Below are 16,580 nucleotides of genomic sequence, written 5' to 3' on the forward strand. Positions count from 1 at the left end.
AGGCCGTTCAGCGCAGTGGTGAACCGGTCACCGGACACGCACCGGACAAACGCTCGCCCGCCACCCCGGCCACGGAGTGGGATGTCCACAATCGCCACACCGGACCGTGCAACCGGCGGGGCCACGGGGAAAATTCGTTACCGCGCGCTCAGAGCACGAACGAGTCCGACCACGGCTGTGCGGCCCGCCCGGACAGCGCGTCCAGGAGCGTCACCGCCTGCTTGTCCGTCAGCGAAGCCACGAAGTCGATCACCGCACGGCCGCGCGCCAGCCCGCGCACCGCGTCCGCCCCCATGACCGGTTCCCCCGTCGCCCCCACCAGCAGCTCCGGCGCCGAGCGCGCCAGCCCGGCGTACTCCGCGCGGGCCAGCTCGACCAGGTCGTGCAACCGGCGCGGCAGGCGGGAGACCTCGTCGCGGTCGAGCAGCCACGCGTCGAGCGCGTCGACCAGGCTCGTCACCACGCCGGCCTGGCCGCGCTGGTGCAGCGCGAGGTCGGGGCGCAGCAGGACGAACCGGCGGTGCACGAACTTGAGCACCTGGACCTCGTGCCACTGGGCGGGCCGCAGCGAGACGTGCCCGGTGCGGGTGGACGGCGAGGCCAGCAGGAACACGCCGTCGACCAGGCGAGCCGTCCAGTTCGCGGAGAACGCCGCGGTCGCCTGCTCCGCCTCGATCGAGCCGTCGAACTCGCCGGCCAGGAGCCCGTCGGCCAGCTCCGCACGCACCCGCGCGACCGCGGCGGCGAAGGCGTCGTCGTCGACGATCCACGCGTCCTTGGCGTGCATGCGGCGGCGGAGGCGTTCCAGCGACCGGCCGGGGCGGCGCAGGTCCGCGTGCAGCGTCTCGTCGTCCAGCGACGCCAGCTCGACCGCGTGCTCGAGCCACTCCCCCAGCTCCGCGGCGACCGGCGCGTGCTGCAGCACCCCGATGCGGTGGAAGTCCTGCAGGTCGTGGATGGCGTAGGCGATGTCGTCGGCGGTGTCCATCACGGACGCTTCGACGGTCTGCTGCCAGCTTTCGACGCGGCCCGCGAAGGCCGCGCGCGCCTGCTCGAAGTCGTCGAGTTCGGTGGCGTAGGCGGAGAACTTGGCCGCGCCGGTGCCCGGAAGGCCGCCCGGCTCCGCCGCCCCGCGCGGCGGCACGGCCAGCTCCGACGGGTGCGGCGAGGGGTGGTGCAGCCGCAGCCACGGGTACTTGAGGACGGCGGCGCGCACCGCGGCGGTCAGGTCCAGCCCGATCGCCGACGGCCCGCGCACGTCGGTGGTGGTGATGATCCGGAACGTCTGCGCGTTGCCCTCGAAGCCGTCGGCGAGGCCGAAACGGTGGCGGGCGATCCGGTCGAGCGTCTGCTCCCCGAGGTGCCCGAACGGCGGGTGCCCGAGGTCGTGGGCGAGCGCGGCCGCCTCGGCGACGTCGGGATCACAGCCGCCGAGCTTGTCGGCCAGCCCGGCGTCGGGCCCGGTGGTGATCCGCTCGGCGATGGCGCGGGCGACCTGCGCGACCTTGAGGCTGTGGGTGAGCCGGTTGTGCAGCAGCCCGGCCCCGCCGGCGCTGACGACCTGCGTCACGCCGCCGAGCCGCGCGAAGAACGGCGACGCGGCGATCCGGTCGCGGTCGATCCGGAACGGGCTGGTCGCCAGGTCGGTGAACCCGCCGACGTTCGCCACGGGATCGCGCCGCGCGGCCCGCGGGTCGGTGTGCTCGCTGCCCTGATCCATGCGCCCGACCTTATCCGGCCGAGCGGTCTTCACCCGATCGATGGGCAACGTCGCCCGCTCACGGATCGATTGACGGGGTAACCCCCGACGGAGGAGCCGCCATGAACCGCCCGATTCGCCTCGCCGTCGCCCTGCTGCTCGGCACCGGACTCGCCGCCTGCGGGGCTTCCCCGCCCGGCAGCCCGGCCTCGACCGGCACGGCCGCCACCGGAACCACCGCCCCGCCGGCCACCACCTCGGCCGCCCTGATCAAGGTCCCGGACGTTTCGGGCATGAACCACCAGGACGCCCAGAACGCGATGCAGCGAGCCGGGCTCTACAACCTCCGCGAGGTCGACGGCACCGGCCAGGGCCGCGCCCTGGTCCTCGACCGCAACTGGGTCCAGACCGGCCAGTCCCCGTCCGCGGGCACGGAGGTCTCCCCGGACACGGTCATCACCCTGACCGCAGTCAAGTACACCGACCGCTGACCCGTGTCGCCCCTCCAATCACGCATGATGCCCCTCCAATCACGCGTGATGCCCCTCCAGACACGCGTGATGCCCCGCGGCGCACGCGAGACCTTCCACGGCAGCTCGTGCGGCAAGAGCACGCCGGTGCGCGAAGAGTCATCTCACGTGATTGGGCGGGCATCACGCGTGATTGGAGGGGCATCACGCGAAGGCGGGGTGGGCGGGTCAGGATTCGGGCTGGGCGGTGTAGGCCGCGAGGCAGCGGTCGGCCTGGGCGCGGGCCACGGGCTCGGCCTCGCCGCCGGCGACGTGCGCCTCGTACCAGGCCTCGCCCGCCGCGGTCACGAACGAAACGCCTTCGGGAGAGGCCATCCAGGCCATCGCCTCCTGCGGGTCGACGACGTAGCCGGGGTCGGCGGCCAGGTGCCGGACCAGGGCCGTCAGTGCCATGTCCCAGCCGATGCCGACCGCGCCCGGGCCGAACTGCTCCCAGTGGTCGTCGACGTGCGCGACGTGCTCCAGCTCGAACCGCGTGCCGTCGCCTTCGGGCGTCAGCCGGACCTCGACCCAGCTGACGCCGCCGTGCATCTCCCACGTCGCGGCGAAGCTCTTCGGCGGGTCGCAGCGCTCGACCGTGCCGCCCGCGTTGCCCTCCAGCTGGTACTTCCCGCCGACGCGCAGCTCGCCGCGCACCGGCAGGAACCAGCGCGGGATGCGCTCGGCGTTCGTCACCGCGTCCCACATGTCGTCGACGTCGGTGTCGTAGACCTGGCTGATGGTCATGACCCGCGCCTCCCCCGCTTCGAGCACGCGCGTGCCGACCGTCCGGCGGACGGCGCTGACCTGGTGGCTGACGTCGATCACGAACCTTCTCCTTCGGTGAGGCGCCGGGCACGCTTGCCGCGGGCGATTTCGGTGGCCAGCGCGTCCAGTGGTGGCGTCCAGGACCGGCGGAACCGGTCGAGCCAGACGTCGACGTCGCGCAGCGGGGCGTGGCCGACCGCGTACAGCCGTCTCGTCCCGTCCTGGCGGACGACGGCGAAGCCGTTGTCCCGCAACACCTTCAGGTGCTGGGAGACGGCCGGTTGCGAGATGCCGAACTCGGCCCGGATCACCTCGGTCACCGCGCCGGCGGCCCGTTCGCCGTCGGCCAGCAGCTCGAGGATCCGGCGGCGGACCGGGTCGCCGAGGACGTCGAACGCGTGCACCCGGCCAAGTTACAAGCAGCTACTTATATAAGTCAAGACTGAAACAGCTACTCCGATGCGACGAACCCGGGTGCCGCGCCGATGAACATCAGTCGACATCGGTTTCGTTTCGCCGCGGGACCCGCGACGATCGGTCCGTGAAGTCGCCACGCGCGGTCCGCTTCGCCTTCCAGCCGCTGTACAGCCTCCACACGGGAGGCGTCGTGGCGCACGAAGCGCTGGCCAGGCCCGGCCGCGGAACCGTCCCCGAGCTGCTCGCGCAGGCACGCCGCGACGGCAGGCTCGCCGAGGCCGACCTCGGGCTCGCGGTCGCGGCCGTCCGGCAGGACGCCGAAAGCCCGACGGCGCTCCCCCTGCACCTGAACCTCTCCGCCCGCACGCTGGCCGCGCCGCCGTCGATGTACGAGGACCTCCTCGCAGCGCTCGGCGACGCGGGCCGCCGCACCCGCGACGTCGTCCTGGAGATCGGGCCGCCGTTCGCGCCGCTGCCCGCCGGCCGCGCGCTCGCCGGGATGCGGAAGCTCACCGAGCTCGGCTTCCGGATCGCGCTCGACGGTCTCGGCCGCGGCGACCTCCCGCTGGGCCTGCTCGTCGACGCGCCGATCGACCTGGTGAAGCTCGACCGGACGGTGCTGCGCGGGCTGCCGGACGACCCGGCTTCGGTGGCCGTGACCGAGGCGCTGCTGCACTACACGAACCGCACCGGCACCCGGCTCGTCGCCACCGGCGTGGAGACCGGCGCCCAGCTCGACGCCGTCCGCGGCCTGGGCGTCCGGATCGCGCAGGGGCACCTCCTCGCGCCGCCCACCGCCGCCGGTCCCGCGCCGGCCCTGCTCACCCGCGGCCGTCCCTCGACCGGGGCGCCCGCGCCGTGCGTCGGCGACTTCCTGCGCCCGGCGACGACGCTGCCGGAATCCGCGACCTGCGACGAAGTCCGCGCGGTGCTCGCGGCCGCGGACGCACCGTCGGGCGTGGTCGGGGTGGACGAGCTGAACCGGCCGCGCTGGTCGGTCGACCGGACGCGGTTCCTGGTGGCGGTCACCGGCCCGTACGGGCACGCGCTGCACGCGAAGCGCCCCGCGGCCCGGCTCGCGGACACCCCGCACACGATCGAGGCCCGCGCCGGCGCGATGGAGTTCCTCGAGCTCGTCACCGACGCCGACTGGGGCCGCACCGGCGACGACGTGGTCGTGGTCGACGAGCTCGGCCGCTGCCTCGGCGTGGTGCTGGTGACCGAGGTGGTCCGCGGCGTGGCCGAGGCGAAGGTCGAAGCGGCGGCCGCCCTGAACCCGCTGACGCGCTTGCCGGGCAGCGACACGATCGCCCGCGACGTGGCCCGCCGCATCACGATCGGCGAGCCGTTCGTGGCGGCCTGGCTGGACATCGACGCGTTCAAGACGATCAACGACACGGCCGGCTTCGCGGCGGGCGACAACCTGATCCGCGAGCTGGGCGCGGCCCTGACGGAGCTGGCCGGCGGCCTGCGGCGGATGCGGGTGAGCCACGTGGGCGGCGACGACTTCCTGGTGGTGTGCGACGTCGACGAGATCGCCACGGTGGCGGGGGCGTTGCTGGACCGGGCCTGGTCAGCGGAGGGCCTGCCGGTGACGGTGTCGCTGGCGACGCTGGTCTGCGCGAGCGGCGCGATCGGTTCGTACCAGGACGTTTCGCGGTTACTGGCGCCACTGAAGAAGCGCGCGAAGACGGTGCCGGGGTCGAGCTGGGTGCTGAGCCGTCCGGGTTCGGAGCGGGTGGAAGTGTTGCGCGGCATCGGCACCCGAGGTCTGCAGGCTGCCGCGGGCTAACGCCCCCACTCCCAGTCGAGCGTCAGCTGGGCCTGGACCGCCCGCACCGCCCAGGCCACGTACTCGTCGTGCGCCCAGCCGCACACCGCCGTCAGGTGGTCGTACGCCTCGTGCGACATGATCAGCCCGATCGCGTCGGCCAGGCGGCCGATCGCCCCGCCGCCGGCCAGCCCCGCCGCTACCAGGCGCCCCGAGATCTCCGCGCGGCGCAGCACGGCCAGCTCCGCGCGGACCGCCGCCACCTCCGCGTCCGCCGCGGCCGCCGTCGTGAACGCGCGCCAGATCGGCAACGATCCGCGCACCCCCACCGCCACCCGGGACACCACCGCCGGCAGGTCCGCCGGACCGGCCGGGCCCGCCAGCGCGTCCAGGTCCATCGCGTCCGGGTCGCCCGCGAAGCCGTCCCGGAACGCCGCCAGCAGCAGCTGCGGCTTGCGGCCCGTCTGCGTCACCGTCTCCAGGCTCACCCCCGCCTCCGCCGCGATCTGCCGCATGCTCGTGCCCGCGTAACCCCGCGCGGCGAACAACGTGCCCGCCGTCGCCACCACGTGCGCCCGGGTGCGCCGGGCGCCCGCCTCGCGCACCGGCGACGCGTACCGGCGCCGCGAACCTTCGGGTATCGTCATCAATTGGATAGTACAGCGTATCGATCAAAGGGGCGGTCATGACCCGGGTACTCGTCTGCGTACAGCCCGCGCGCGGCCACGTCGGGCCGACCAAGCCGGTCGTCGAGGCGCTGATCGCCGCCGGCCACGAGGTCGCCGTCGTCACCGGGGCGCGCTACCGGCAGGCGTTCGAAGCACTGGGCGCCGAGGTGAGCGTCCTGCCGCCGGAGGCCGACTTCGACGAGACCGATCTGGACGGCTCCATCCCCGGTCGCGCCGGGCTGAGCGGGCTGAAGCTCGCGCGGTTCGAGCTGACCCACTTCGTCCGCGCCGTGCCCGCACAGCTGGGCGTCATCGACGCGCACGAGGCCGACGTCGTGCTGTGCGATCCGCTGATGATGGCCGGGCTGGCCCTGTCCCGGCGCGAACGGCGGCCGCGGCTGCTGGTCCTCGGCTTCCTGCCGTTCATGCCACCGGTCCCGACCGGCCCGCCCGGGCATCCGGTCAGCGGCGCGATCCTCCGGACGCTCGCGCCGTGGGTGACGGGCCCGGCGCAGAAACTCGCGAAAGACCTGCTGGGCGGCGACCCCGGCCTGCTGTTCACGGACTGGCCCCTGCACAGCGACGGCGTGCTCCAGATGACCTGCCCCGGCTTCGAGTACCCGCGCGAAGGAGCGCCGCTGCACTTCATCGGGCCGACGACGGTCAGCGCGGCGAGCGAGCACCCGCTGCCGCCGTGGTGGGCCGACCTGGACGGCGGCCGCCCGGTGGTGCACGTGACCCAGGGGACGATCGCGAACGACGACCTCGGCCGGCTCGTCGAGCCCACCATCGACGCGCTGGCCGACGAGGACGTCCTGGTCGTCGCGACGACCTGCGGCGGGCGGCTGCGGCCCGGCCCGCTGCCGGACAACCTCCGGGTGGCCGATTTCCTGCCATACGACGAGCTGCTCCCCCGCTGCGCCGTCATGGTCGGCAACGGCGGGTACGGCGGCGTCAACCACGCCCTGCGCTACGGCGTGCCGCTGGTCGTGGTCGGGGCCAGCGAGGACAAGCGCGAGGTCGCGGCCCGGGTCACCTGGTCGGGGGCCGGGATCGGCCGCGCCCGCGCCTCGGCCTCACCGCGGACGCTGCGGCGGGCGGTTCGCGCGGTCTTGGACGACCCGCGCTACCGCGACCGGGCGCGGGCGCTGGCCGCGGAGATGGCGGCCGGGCCGACGATGGACGAGGTAGTCAAGCTCATCACCGGGTCTGCCGCGGCTTGTCGTGAGTGGTAATTCGGGTTAGAACCCGAATTACCACTCACGAGCCGTGGGCGGCCAGGTAGCTCGCGAAGCGCTCGTCGACTTCCTCGGCCGTCAGGCCGAAGTCCGCCAGGCTGTACCGGTGCACCGGTTTGCGCTCCCCGGTCCGGCTCGCCTCGTGCACCGACGTCATGGCCGCCCGCGCCGCCGGCGTGAAGTCCAGTCCGAAGTGGTCGTACACAGTGGACACCGTGCCGATCGGGTCCGCGACGAAGTCCTCGTACCGGACGTCGCAGAACTGCGCCGGATTGTGCCGCGCGCGGGCCCAGCCGAACTCGTCCGCTCCCCGCGCCCACAGATCGAGCTGCCCGCTCCCGATCACCTCGCCGCGGAACTTCGACGACCAGCCCTCCGCGGCCTTCTCGGCGAGGCTGCACATCGACGCCATGATCGTGCTCGGCGCCCGGTGCGTCTGGATCACCAGCGCGTCCGGGTAGTTCGCCATCAGCGCGTCCAGCGCGAACAGGTGGCTCGGGTTCTTGAGCACCCAGCGCTTGCCCGCGTCCGGCAGCCCGATCAGCTGCAGGTTGCGCTTGTGCCGGGCGTAGGCGTCCGTCCAGTCCTGCTTGGCCAGCCAGCGCGAGTAGCGCGGCAGGTACGCCAGGCATTCGAAGGACACCGACCGCATCGACTGGCGCAGCAGCTGCCAGCACTCCTCCACCTGGTCGGCGGACATGTGGTGCACGCCCATGAACTCCGGGTGTTCGACGTGGTGGCGTTCGTAGCCGGCCTGAATCCCCTGGAAGATCGGGTTGTCCGGCCACGTCGAACGCGGCGGACGCGGCTGCGGGACCTCGGCGAGCCACACTTCGAGGCCCTGGTGCGCGGGATCCTCGGCGAGCAGCCGGTGCAGCGCCGTCGTGCCGGTGCGGGGCAGGCCGGTGACGAAGATCGGCCGCTCCACGCGGACGTCCGCGTACGCCGGGTGCTGCTTCCACGACGTCTCGCTCAGCAGCCGCGCCACGAGCGCGCCGCGCAGGAGCGCCCGGTGGACCTTGTTGCCGTACGGCGTCAGGTCCTCGTCCGCCTCGTACGACTCCAGCAGCACGCGCAGGCCTTCGACGTACTCGTCGGCGCCGAAGTCGTCGAGCCCGGTGAGCTTCGACGCCGAGGCGTGCAGGTCCTCGACGGTGCCCACGTCTTCCCGGCCGGGGAGCATGAATCCTCCTAGTGGTGGTACTCGCCGCCGTTGACGTCGAGGCACTGCCCGGTGATCGCGCGCGCCATCGGCGAGGCGAGGAACACCACCGCGTCGGCGATCTCGTCGGGCTCGGGCAGTTTGCGCAGGTCTATTGTGGACGCCGTCTCGGCGTAGACGTCCTCGGGCGTGATCCCGCGTTCCTTGGCCAGGTAGCCGAAGTACCACTGGAGGTTCGGGCCCCAGATGTACCCGGGCGCCACGGTGTTGACGCGCACGCCGTCCGGCCCCAGCTCGCTGGCGAGGCTCTGGGACAGCGACAGCAGCGCCGACTTCGCGATCTTGTAGGCGCCGAACGTCTTCCGCGAATGCCGCAGCACCGCCGAGTTGATCATCACCAGCGAGCCCTTGCTCTCCTTGAGCGCGGGCAGGAACAGCCGGGTCAGCCGGAGCACGGAGATCGCCGCGGTCTCGAAGCCCGCGCGGACGGCGTCGAAGTCCACAGTGGCCAGGTCGGTCAGCGGCGGGACGGCGAAGGCGTTGTGCACCACCGCGTCCACCCGGCCGAACGCCTCGACCGCCTCGTTCACCAGGTTCGCGGCGGAGTCCGCGTCGTCGATGTCGGTGCGGACCGCGACCGCCCGGCGGCCGAGGTCGGTCACCTCCTTCGCGACCTCCGTGAGCCGCGACTCGGTGCGCGCGGCGAGCACGACGTCCGCGCCGGCCTGGGCGCTGCGCACGGCGATCGACCGGCCGAGCCCGGGGCCGATCCCCGAGACGACGACCACCTTGCCCTGCAGCACGTTCTCCACGCTCACCCCAGCATCCGGGCGGCGACGGCGTCCTGCCGGGCCGCGATCCGCGCCGCCCACTGCTCCGGCGTCACCCGCGCGTCCTCGTAGTGGGGCAGCCGGTCGGGCAGTTCGTCGGTCTTGACCACCTCGACGACCGGGCCGTCGTCCGGGCCGAGGTCGCGGGCGAGCCGCTGCCAGCGGATCTGCAGGTACCCGCGGTCGTGGCCGGTCAGTTCGAGCCAGTTCGCCAGGCCGGGGTCGCGCTCGGCGACGACGAACCGGATCTTGCCGTCCGGGTCGACGCGGGCCTGGTCGGCGGTGAGGCTCGTCTGGTGGTTGCTGTAGTCCAGCGAGATGTACCAGAGGCTGCCGAGCTGGATGCCCTGGTAGGGGGCGTCCGCGCAGCGCGGCACGGTGACGATCATCGCCTCTTCGGGGCCGAGTTCGTAGTGCCCGGCCGAGGAGAACTGCGTCGTCAGCCCGCCCGGGGTCGAGCGCGGCTCGGTCAGCGTGTTCACCGGCAGGTCGTAGTAGAACCACTTCGGGAAGGCGAGGAACGTCTTGAGCCTGCTCAGCAGGATCTTGCCGGTGACGCCGTAGCGCTTGGCCAGCGCGGACCGGTCCGGCACCGGCGGCGCCTGGCCCGCGGTGTCGACGCAGTGGATGCGGATCTCACCCTTCCGCTCGGTGGCCCAGTCGCTGTAGACCTCACGCACGACGAGCATCGACGAGCCCTCGCCGAGGACGAAGTAGTTCGGCGGCGGGTTGTCGCGAGCCGGGCCGAAGCGCAGCTCGAACCGGCCGTCTTCATCGATTTCGATCGCCCGGTCGTCGAACGCGGCGAGGCTGTCGGGCACCTCCACCGGCGAGTAGTCGCCGTTGAGGATCTGGAAGCTCAGGTCGGCGGTCGTCCCCCGGACACCGGTGACGAGGTACTCGCGGTCGGCCCGGATGTTGGCGTTGAAGTACAGGGTGTCCGGGTTGTCCAGCGCCATCTTCGTGTAGGGCCCGGTGGACAGGGTGAAGTACGGGAAGTCGCGCTGGTAGGCCCAGGCCATCTGCAGCGACGCCCGGATGCTGCCCGCGAGGTAGTCGTAGCCCTCGAGAAGGCCCTGCTCGGTCTGGGCCGGCGGCGCTTCGGCGATCAGTTTCTCAGCCTCGACGATGGCGTCGGCGAACGACCGGGTCAACGAGAACTCGTTCTCGATCATGCCGGGACAGCCCAGCGGTTCGCGATCAGCTTGAAGCCCGGGATGCTGTCGAAACTCGTCAGCGTCTCGAAGGTGCGGACGTACCCGATGTGCGAGATCCGCCAGACGCCGTCGCTCTCGCGGCGGTAGGTGTCTTCGTAGAACGCGGCACCTTCGACGATCATCTTGTGCTCGGGCACGATGACCTTGTCGGTGAACGACCACCGCCCGGTCGCGGTGTCGCCGTCGACGTCGATCTCGGGCTGAGCTGCGTGGTGCACGGTGATGATGCCGTTGCCGAGGCTCTGGGTGAGGAACTCGACGATGGCGTCGCGGCCCTCGAACTGCTTGCCCTCACTCCCGGTCGCGCGGGTCCCGTAGTCGGCCGTGGCGTCGACGGTGAAGGTGTCGGCCACCTCGTCCCACAGCTTCAGGTCCACCCCGCGCAGGTACCGGTACTTCAGCCGCTTGATCTCTTCGAGTACGACCAGGTCCATGCCACCAGCGTCCCGCACCACTTGACCAAAGACAAGAACATGTTCTACTTTTTTCCGGTGTCCGTGACCTCGTACGAGCTCTCGCACCTGGCCGCGCTCGAAGCGGAGGCCGTGCACGTCTTCCGCGAAGTCGCGGCGACCTTCGAGCGCCCCGTCCTGCTCTTCTCCGGCGGCAAGGACTCGGTGGTGATGCTGCACGCCGCCGCGAAGGCGTTCTGGCCGGCCCCGCTGCCCTTCCCCGTGCTGCACGTCGACACCGGCCACAACTTCGACGAGGTCATCCGGTTCCGCGACGAGACCGTCGCCGCCCTCGGCCTGCGTCTCGAGGTGGCGAGCGTGCAGGACGACATCGACGCCGGCCGCGTCGTCGAGGAGACCGGGCCGGGAGCCAGCCGCAACCGGCTGCAGACGGCCACGCTGCTGCGGGCGATCCGCGAAGGCGGCTTCGACGCCGTGTTCGGCGGGGCCCGCCGCGACGAGGAGAAGGCCCGCGCGAAGGAGCGCGTGTTCAGCTTCCGCGACGAGCACGGCCAGTGGGACCCGCGGGCCCAGCGCCCGGAGCTGTGGAACCTCTACAACGGGCGGCACCGCCGCGGCGAGCACATCCGCGTCTTCCCGCTGTCGAACTGGACCGAGCTGGACATCTGGCAGTACATCCGGGACGAGCGGATCGCGCTGCCGCCGCTGTACTACTCGCACAAGCGGCCCGTCGTGCAGCGCGACGGCATGCTGCTGGCGGCCACCCGCTTCCTGTCCCTCGTGGACGGCGAGACGCCGTACGAGGCGACCGTCCGCTTCCGGACCGTCGGGGACGCCACCTGCACCGGCTGCGTCGAGTCGTCGGCGGCGACCCCGTCCGAAGTGGTCGCCGAGGTGGCCGCCACCCGCGTGACCGAGCGCGGTGCCACCCGCGCCGACGACCGGATCTCCGAAGCCGGCATGGAAGACCGCAAGCGAGAGGGTTACTTCTGATGCAGTTGCTGCGGATCGCCACCGCCGGGAGCGTGGACGACGGCAAGTCGACGTTGATCGGCCGGCTGCTGTTCGACTCGAAGGCGATCTTCACCGACCAGCTCGCCGCCGTCGAGCGCGCCAGCCGGGACCGCGGCGAGGACTACCCGGACCTCGCGCTGCTCACCGACGGCCTGCGCGCCGAGCGCGAGCAGGGCATCACCATCGACGTCGCCCACCGGTACTTCGCCACGCCCAAGCGCAAGTTCATCATCGCGGACACGCCGGGGCACCTGCAGTACACGCGGAACATGGTGACCGGCGCGTCCACCGCCGACCTGGCGCTCGTCCTCGTCGACGCGCGCAAGGGCGTGCTGGAGCAGTCGCGGCGGCACGCGTTCCTCGCGTCGCTGCTCGGGATCGGGCACCTCGTGATGTGCGTGAACAAGATGGACCTCGTCGACTGGTCGCAGGAGCGGTTCGACGAGATCCGCGAGGACTTCCGCCGGTTCGCGATGAAACTCGACGTCGCCGACCTGAGTTTCGTGCCGGTTTCGGCGCTGCACGGCGACAACGTCGTCCACCGCAGCACGAGCATGCCGTGGTACGAAGGCTCTTCGCTGCTGCACCAGCTGGAAGAGGTGCACGTCGCCTCCGACCGCAACCTGATCGACGCGCGGTTCCCGGTGCAGTACGTCATCCGCCGGTCCGACTTCCGCGGCTACGCCGGCACCATCGCGGGCGGGGTGTTCAAGCCCGGTGACGAGGTCGTGGCGCTGCCGTCGGGGTTCACGTCGAAGGTGCGCGCGGTGTGGGGGCCTGGCGGGCAGCCCCTGGAAGAAGCGTTCACCGGCCAGGCGGTGGCCGTGGAACTGGCCGACGACCTCGACCTCGGCCGCGGGGCCATGCTGTGCCGCCCCGGCAACCGCGCGGAATCGGCCCGCGAGGTCGACGCCCTGGTCTGCTGGTTCTCCGAGCGCGCCGCGCTGACCCCCGGTGCTTCCTACGTGGTCCGGCACACGACGACCGAGACGCGGGGCACGGTCGAGCGGCTGGAATACCGTCTCGACGTCACCACCCTGCACCGCGACGAGACGGCGGAAGCGCTGTTCCTGAACGACATCGGCCGCATCCGGCTGCGCACGCGCAGTCCGCTGCTGTTCGACCCGTACCGCCGCAACCGGGCCACCGGCGGCTTCCTGCTGGTCGACGAGCACACCGGCGACACGGTCGCGGCGGGCATGATCACCGGCGCTCCGCTGTCCCCGGTCGTCTGGCACACCGCGGCGGTGCGGCGCGAGGACCGGCCGACCCGCGGCGCGACGGTGTGGCTCACCGGGCTTTCGGCGTCGGGCAAGTCGTCGGTGGCGGTCGAGCTGGAGCGCCGGCTGGTCGCGGCGGGCCGCCCGGCCTACCTGCTCGACGGCGACAACCTGCGGCACGGGCTCAACAAGGGGCTCGGGTTCAGCCCCGAGGACCGGGCGGAGAACGTCCGGCGGGTGGCGGAGGTGGCGCGCCTGTTCGCGGACGCGGGCGTGGTGGCGATCGCGTCGCTGATCAGCCCGTATTCAGAAGATCGCGCCCGGGCACGGGCGGCGCACGACGGGCTGCCGTTCGTGGAGGTCTTCGTCGACACGCCCCTGGAAGTGTGCGAAGCCCGCGACCCGAAGGGCATGTACGCGAAGGCGCGCGCCGGGGAGATCACCGGCTTCACCGGCATCGACGCCCCCTACGAGCGGCCTTCGTCGCCCGATCTGGTGCTGCGCCCGGGCGACGGCGACCCGGCGGCGATGGCAGCGGCGATCCAGGCCCTGCTCGACGAGCTCGGCTGAAACTCCCTTGCTCACGCCCCCTAGGGTGGGCCTCATGACGTCGGTCAGGCAGGTTCAGGTCACCTTCGACTGCGCGGATCCCGAGCGCGTCGCCCGGTTCTGGTGCGAGGTGCTGGGGTACGAGCTCCACAGCAGCGGAGTCGCCTGCAGCGACCCGACGGGGGTGGGCCCGCGGCTGTACTTCCAGCGCGTCCCCGAAGGCAAGGTCGTCAAGAACCGCGTGCACCTCGACGTCCGGGTCGGCACCGGGCTCGTCGGCGAAGAGCGGCTGGCTGCTCTCGAGGCCGAGTGCGTCCGCCTGATCCCGCTCGGCGCGGTCCGCGGGCAGCTCCTGCTCGCCGACCACGAGAACGAGTCGTGCCTCAACATGCAGGACATCGAGGGCAACGAGTTCTGCCTCGACTGAGCCCTACCCGGCTTCCAGGACGAAGAAGAGGAAGCTCGGGAAGGTGTCGAGGATTTCGAAGTCGCCGGGGAACAGCTCGCGCGCGGCCGGCACCGGGTGCGGTTCGCTGATGACGGCGATCCGGAAGCCGGCCGCGGTGAAGGCGTCGGTCATCTCGTGCAGCGGCTTGTTCCAGAACGTCATCTGCGCGGCCTGGCCGTGCAGCTCGAACTCGTCCGTCCAGGTGTAGGCCTCGAAGTAGTCGGGCCGGGGCCCTTCGTGGCGGTGCGTCAGGTTGACCATCATCGGGTGGTTGACCGAGGCGATGAGCCGGCCGCCGGGCTACAGCACGCGCCGGAACTCCGCGAGCACCGGTTCCCAATCTCGCAGGTAGTGCAGCACCAGGGACGCCACGACGTCGTCGAACTCCGCGTCGGCGAACGGCAGCGGGTCGGCCAGGTCGGCGACCCGCAGGTCCGCGTCCTCCCCCAGCAGCCGCCGGGCGTGCTCGATCATCCCGGCGCTCTGGTCGATCCCGGTGACGACGGCGCCCTTTTCGCGCAATGCCGCGAACAACGGGCCCGAGCCGCAGCCGGCGTCGAGGATCCGCCGTCCGGCCACGTCCCCGGCGAGCGCCAGGGTCGCGGGCCGCTCGTAGTAGGCGTTCATCAGGCTGGTTTCGTTCTCGGTCGTGTAAGCCCCGGCGAACTCGTCGTATGCGGCAGTCACGCGCCCCATGCTGCCCGAATCAGCGCGCCGGTGCCACGAAGCCCGAGTCGTACGCCCGGATCACCGCCTGGGTGCGGTCCCGCGCGCCGAGTTTCGCCAGCACGTTGCCCACGTGCGTCTTCACCGTCTGGACACCCACGTACAGCTCGCCCGCGATCTCCACATTGGACAGTCCGGCGGCCACCAGCCGCAGCACGTCGCGCTCGCGTCCGGTCAGCCCGGCCCTGGCCAGGCCGTCGCCGGTCGCGGCCGGGACGCGCTGGGCGGCCAGCCGGCGGATCGCCGCCGGGAACAGCAGCGACTCGCCGGCCACGACCGTCCGGATCGCCGCGACGATCTCCTCCGGCCGGGCCCGCTTGAGCAGGAAGCCGCTGGCTCCGGCCACGAGCGCGTCGTAGACGTAGTCGTCGTTCTCGAACGTGGTCACCACGATCACCTTCGGCGGATCGTCCACAGTGGACATCAGGTGGGTGGTGGCCCGGATCCCGTCCACGGCGGGCATCCGCACGTCCATCAGCACGACGTCGGGGCGCAGCCGGGCGACCAGCCCGGGCACCTCCGCGCCGTCGGCGGCCTCGCCGAGCACGCTCAGATCGGCCTCGCTGTCGACGATCACCCGGAGCCCGGCCCGGATCAGCGGCTCGTCGTCCACCAGCAGCACACCCACGCTCATCGCTCTCTCCCCCTCCCCGTCCCCCACGGCACCCGCACCACGACCTCCCAGTGCCCCCCGACCGGCCCCCCGACCGGCCCGGCCGACAGCTCGCCGCCCAGCACCGACACCCGCTCGGCCATCCCGCGCAGGCCCCGGCCGCCCCCGGACCGGCGGGTGCCGCTCCCCAGCGGGTTGGCGACCCGCGCGCGGAGCTCGTGCGCGGCGACGCCGACGACCACCGTCACCGGGACCCTACCGGCGTGGCGCACCGCGTTGGTCAGGCATTCCTGCAGGATCCGGTACACCTCGCGGGACACCACCGGCGGCACGGCGGCCAGGTCGCCGCCGAGGTCGGCGGTGACGTCGGTACCGGCGAGCCGGGTCGTTTCGACGAGTGCCGGCAGCGCGGCGAGCGTCGGCTGCGGTGCCCGGCCGGCCGCCTCCTCGCGCAGCAGCCCGAGAACGTGGTCGAGGTCGTCGAGCGCGGTGCGGGCGGACTCCTCGATGGCGCCGAGCGCCCGCTCGGTGAAGTCCGGGTCGGTGCGCAGCGTGCGCCGGGCGGCACCCGCCTGGACGGTGACGACGCTCAGCGCGTGCCCGACCGAGTCGTGCAGCTCCCTGGCCAGCCGGTTGCGCTCGGCGAGCTGCTCGGTCCGCCGTTCGAGCCGGGCGATCCGGTCGGCGGCGGTGGTCCCGAGCAGCGCGATCGCCGCCCGGCGCAGCAGCCCGCCGGCCACGCTGACGGCGTAGATCAGCAGGACCAGTCCGAATACGAAGACGACGGGGAGCCACACCGAGGCCCAGCCCTTCGGCACGGTGACGTCGTCGCCGTCGGTGGTCTGGAAGAGATGCCCGGTGAACACGGCACTGATCGACACGCCGATCGCGACGGGCGCGAGGAGGCTGAAGAAGCTGACGACCAACCCGGCCACGACGTGCAGGATGAACATCGTCGCGGCGTGCAACCGGCCCTGGCGGGTGTGCGGTTTCGCGGGCGCGTCCGGCACCGGGTCGTCCAGCAGCTCGCGGATCGCGGTGGACTCCAGCACGTGCACCGCGGGCAGGAACGCCGTCCCGGCCAGCACGAGCAGCGTCAGCAGGCCGCCGAGGAGGGTGGCCCGTTCCAGCGTGGTGACGAACGGCAGCAGCGACGGCACGGCGACCGCGGAGAAGAGCATGTAGGGCACGCTGATGGCACCGCCGAGGACGAGGTAGACCCAGCGGCGGTAGGTCGCCTTGTTCGTCAGGGGCCGGAGGATGCGCACCGGCCGATCTTCCCAGCCCGGCGCCCGGCCGCGCCTCCCTCTTGCGGTGG

16 protein-coding genes and 1 pseudogene are annotated in these 16,580 nt (G+C 72.3%); 6 read left to right on the forward strand and 11 right to left on the reverse strand.

The window, feature by feature from the left end:
* Window positions 1-148 precede the first annotated feature (148 nt).
* Window positions 149-1,720 (reverse strand): deoxyguanosinetriphosphate triphosphohydrolase family protein, encoded by a 1,572-nt coding sequence (locus ACLJQF_RS46795; RefSeq protein WP_410616985.1) that lies wholly within the window; start codon window positions 1,718-1,720, stop codon window positions 149-151.
* Between the two features lie 101 nt (window positions 1,721-1,821).
* Here ACLJQF_RS46795 and ACLJQF_RS46800 point away from each other — a divergent pair, with 101 nt between their 5' ends.
* The gene (locus ACLJQF_RS46800; protein WP_410616987.1) at window positions 1,822-2,190 is read left to right on the forward strand and encodes a PASTA domain-containing protein; all 369 of its coding nucleotides are present in this window, start codon (window positions 1,822-1,824) and stop codon (window positions 2,188-2,190) included.
* Window positions 2,191-2,397: 207 nt separating this feature from the next.
* Here the strand turns inward: ACLJQF_RS46800 and ACLJQF_RS46805 are convergent, their stop codons facing one another.
* Window positions 2,398-3,036, reverse strand: a complete 639-nt coding sequence (locus ACLJQF_RS46805) for an SRPBCC family protein (protein WP_410616989.1) — start codon at window positions 3,034-3,036, stop codon at window positions 2,398-2,400.
* A complete protein-coding gene (locus tag ACLJQF_RS46810; RefSeq protein WP_410616991.1) occupies window positions 3,033-3,380 on the reverse strand; it encodes an ArsR/SmtB family transcription factor in 348 nt (115 codons plus the stop codon). Before ACLJQF_RS46810 ends, ACLJQF_RS46805 begins: the two co-directional genes overlap by 4 nt.
* 137 nt (window positions 3,381-3,517) lie before the next feature.
* Between ACLJQF_RS46810 and ACLJQF_RS46815 the strand changes: the two genes are divergently transcribed.
* Window positions 3,518-5,185: a GGDEF domain-containing protein gene (locus tag ACLJQF_RS46815; RefSeq protein ID WP_410616993.1), complete on the forward strand. Its 1,668-nt coding sequence runs from the start codon at window positions 3,518-3,520 to the stop codon at window positions 5,183-5,185.
* Here ACLJQF_RS46815 and ACLJQF_RS46820 read toward each other — a convergent pair.
* Window positions 5,182-5,811 carry a TetR/AcrR family transcriptional regulator gene (locus tag ACLJQF_RS46820; RefSeq protein ID WP_410616995.1) on the reverse strand — a complete coding sequence of 210 codons (630 nt, stop codon included), beginning with the start codon at window positions 5,809-5,811 and terminating at the stop codon, window positions 5,182-5,184. The genes ACLJQF_RS46815 and ACLJQF_RS46820 overlap by 4 nt on opposite strands.
* 38 nt (window positions 5,812-5,849) lie before the next feature.
* On the opposite strand from ACLJQF_RS46820, the gene ACLJQF_RS46825 reads away from it, so the two are divergent.
* The gene (locus ACLJQF_RS46825; protein WP_410616996.1) at window positions 5,850-7,067 is read left to right on the forward strand and encodes a glycosyltransferase; all 1,218 of its coding nucleotides are present in this window, start codon (window positions 5,850-5,852) and stop codon (window positions 7,065-7,067) included.
* A gap of 25 nt (window positions 7,068-7,092) precedes the next feature.
* On the opposite strand, the gene ACLJQF_RS46830 is transcribed toward ACLJQF_RS46825, so the two are convergent.
* Genes ACLJQF_RS46830 through ACLJQF_RS46845 form a run of 4 tightly spaced genes read right to left on the reverse strand, consistent with a single transcriptional unit; the run spans window position 7,093 to window position 10,713 of the window.
* A complete protein-coding gene (locus ACLJQF_RS46830) occupies window positions 7,093-8,253 on the reverse strand; it encodes a sulfotransferase family protein (RefSeq protein WP_410616997.1) in 1,161 nt (386 codons plus the stop codon).
* Between the two features lie 8 nt (window positions 8,254-8,261).
* The gene (locus tag ACLJQF_RS46835) at window positions 8,262-9,050 is read right to left on the reverse strand and encodes an SDR family oxidoreductase (RefSeq protein WP_410616999.1); all 789 of its coding nucleotides are present in this window, start codon (window positions 9,048-9,050) and stop codon (window positions 8,262-8,264) included.
* Window positions 9,047-10,237, reverse strand: a complete 1,191-nt coding sequence (locus ACLJQF_RS46840; protein WP_410617001.1) for a hypothetical protein — start codon at window positions 10,235-10,237, stop codon at window positions 9,047-9,049. Before ACLJQF_RS46840 ends, ACLJQF_RS46835 begins: the two co-directional genes overlap by 4 nt.
* On the reverse strand, window positions 10,234-10,713 hold the full coding sequence (locus ACLJQF_RS46845) for a nuclear transport factor 2 family protein (RefSeq protein ID WP_410617003.1): 480 nt from the start codon (window positions 10,711-10,713) through the stop codon (window positions 10,234-10,236). The genes ACLJQF_RS46840 and ACLJQF_RS46845 overlap by 4 nt, the downstream gene beginning before the upstream one ends.
* A gap of 39 nt (window positions 10,714-10,752) precedes the next feature.
* Here ACLJQF_RS46845 and cysD point away from each other — a divergent pair, with 39 nt between their 5' ends.
* The 3 genes from cysD to ACLJQF_RS46860 are packed head-to-tail and all read left to right on the forward strand — an operon-like array spanning window position 10,753 to window position 13,902.
* Window positions 10,753-11,685 (forward strand): sulfate adenylyltransferase subunit CysD, encoded by a 933-nt coding sequence (gene cysD / locus ACLJQF_RS46850; protein ID WP_410617004.1) that lies wholly within the window; start codon window positions 10,753-10,755, stop codon window positions 11,683-11,685.
* Window positions 11,685-13,496, forward strand: a complete 1,812-nt coding sequence (gene cysC / locus ACLJQF_RS46855; protein WP_410617006.1) for an adenylyl-sulfate kinase — start codon at window positions 11,685-11,687, stop codon at window positions 13,494-13,496. The genes cysD and cysC overlap by 1 nt, the downstream gene beginning before the upstream one ends.
* Before the next feature lie 34 nt (window positions 13,497-13,530).
* Entirely contained in the window at window positions 13,531-13,902 is a 372-nt protein-coding gene (locus ACLJQF_RS46860; protein WP_410617007.1) for a VOC family protein, read from the forward strand.
* A 3-nt stretch (window positions 13,903-13,905) separates the two neighbouring features.
* Here ACLJQF_RS46860 and ACLJQF_RS46865 read toward each other — a convergent pair.
* The 3 genes and pseudogenes from ACLJQF_RS46865 to ACLJQF_RS46875 all read right to left on the reverse strand — a co-directional run bounded on the left by ACLJQF_RS46865 (window position 13,906) and on the right by ACLJQF_RS46875 (window position 16,530).
* Window positions 13,906-14,619, reverse strand: a pseudogene (locus ACLJQF_RS46865) (class I SAM-dependent methyltransferase).
* 10 nt (window positions 14,620-14,629) lie between these two features.
* Window positions 14,630-15,283, reverse strand: a complete 654-nt coding sequence (locus tag ACLJQF_RS46870) for a response regulator (protein WP_410617008.1) — start codon at window positions 15,281-15,283, stop codon at window positions 14,630-14,632.
* Window positions 15,280-16,530, reverse strand: coding sequence for a sensor histidine kinase (locus ACLJQF_RS46875; protein WP_410617010.1), 1,251 nt, complete (start codon window positions 16,528-16,530; stop codon window positions 15,280-15,282). The genes ACLJQF_RS46870 and ACLJQF_RS46875 overlap by 4 nt, the downstream gene beginning before the upstream one ends.
* Window positions 16,531-16,580 lie beyond the last annotated feature (50 nt).

The organism is Amycolatopsis sp. lyj-109, from assembly GCF_046548995.1.
Taxonomy (GTDB): Bacteria; Actinomycetota; Actinomycetes; order Mycobacteriales; family Pseudonocardiaceae; genus Amycolatopsis.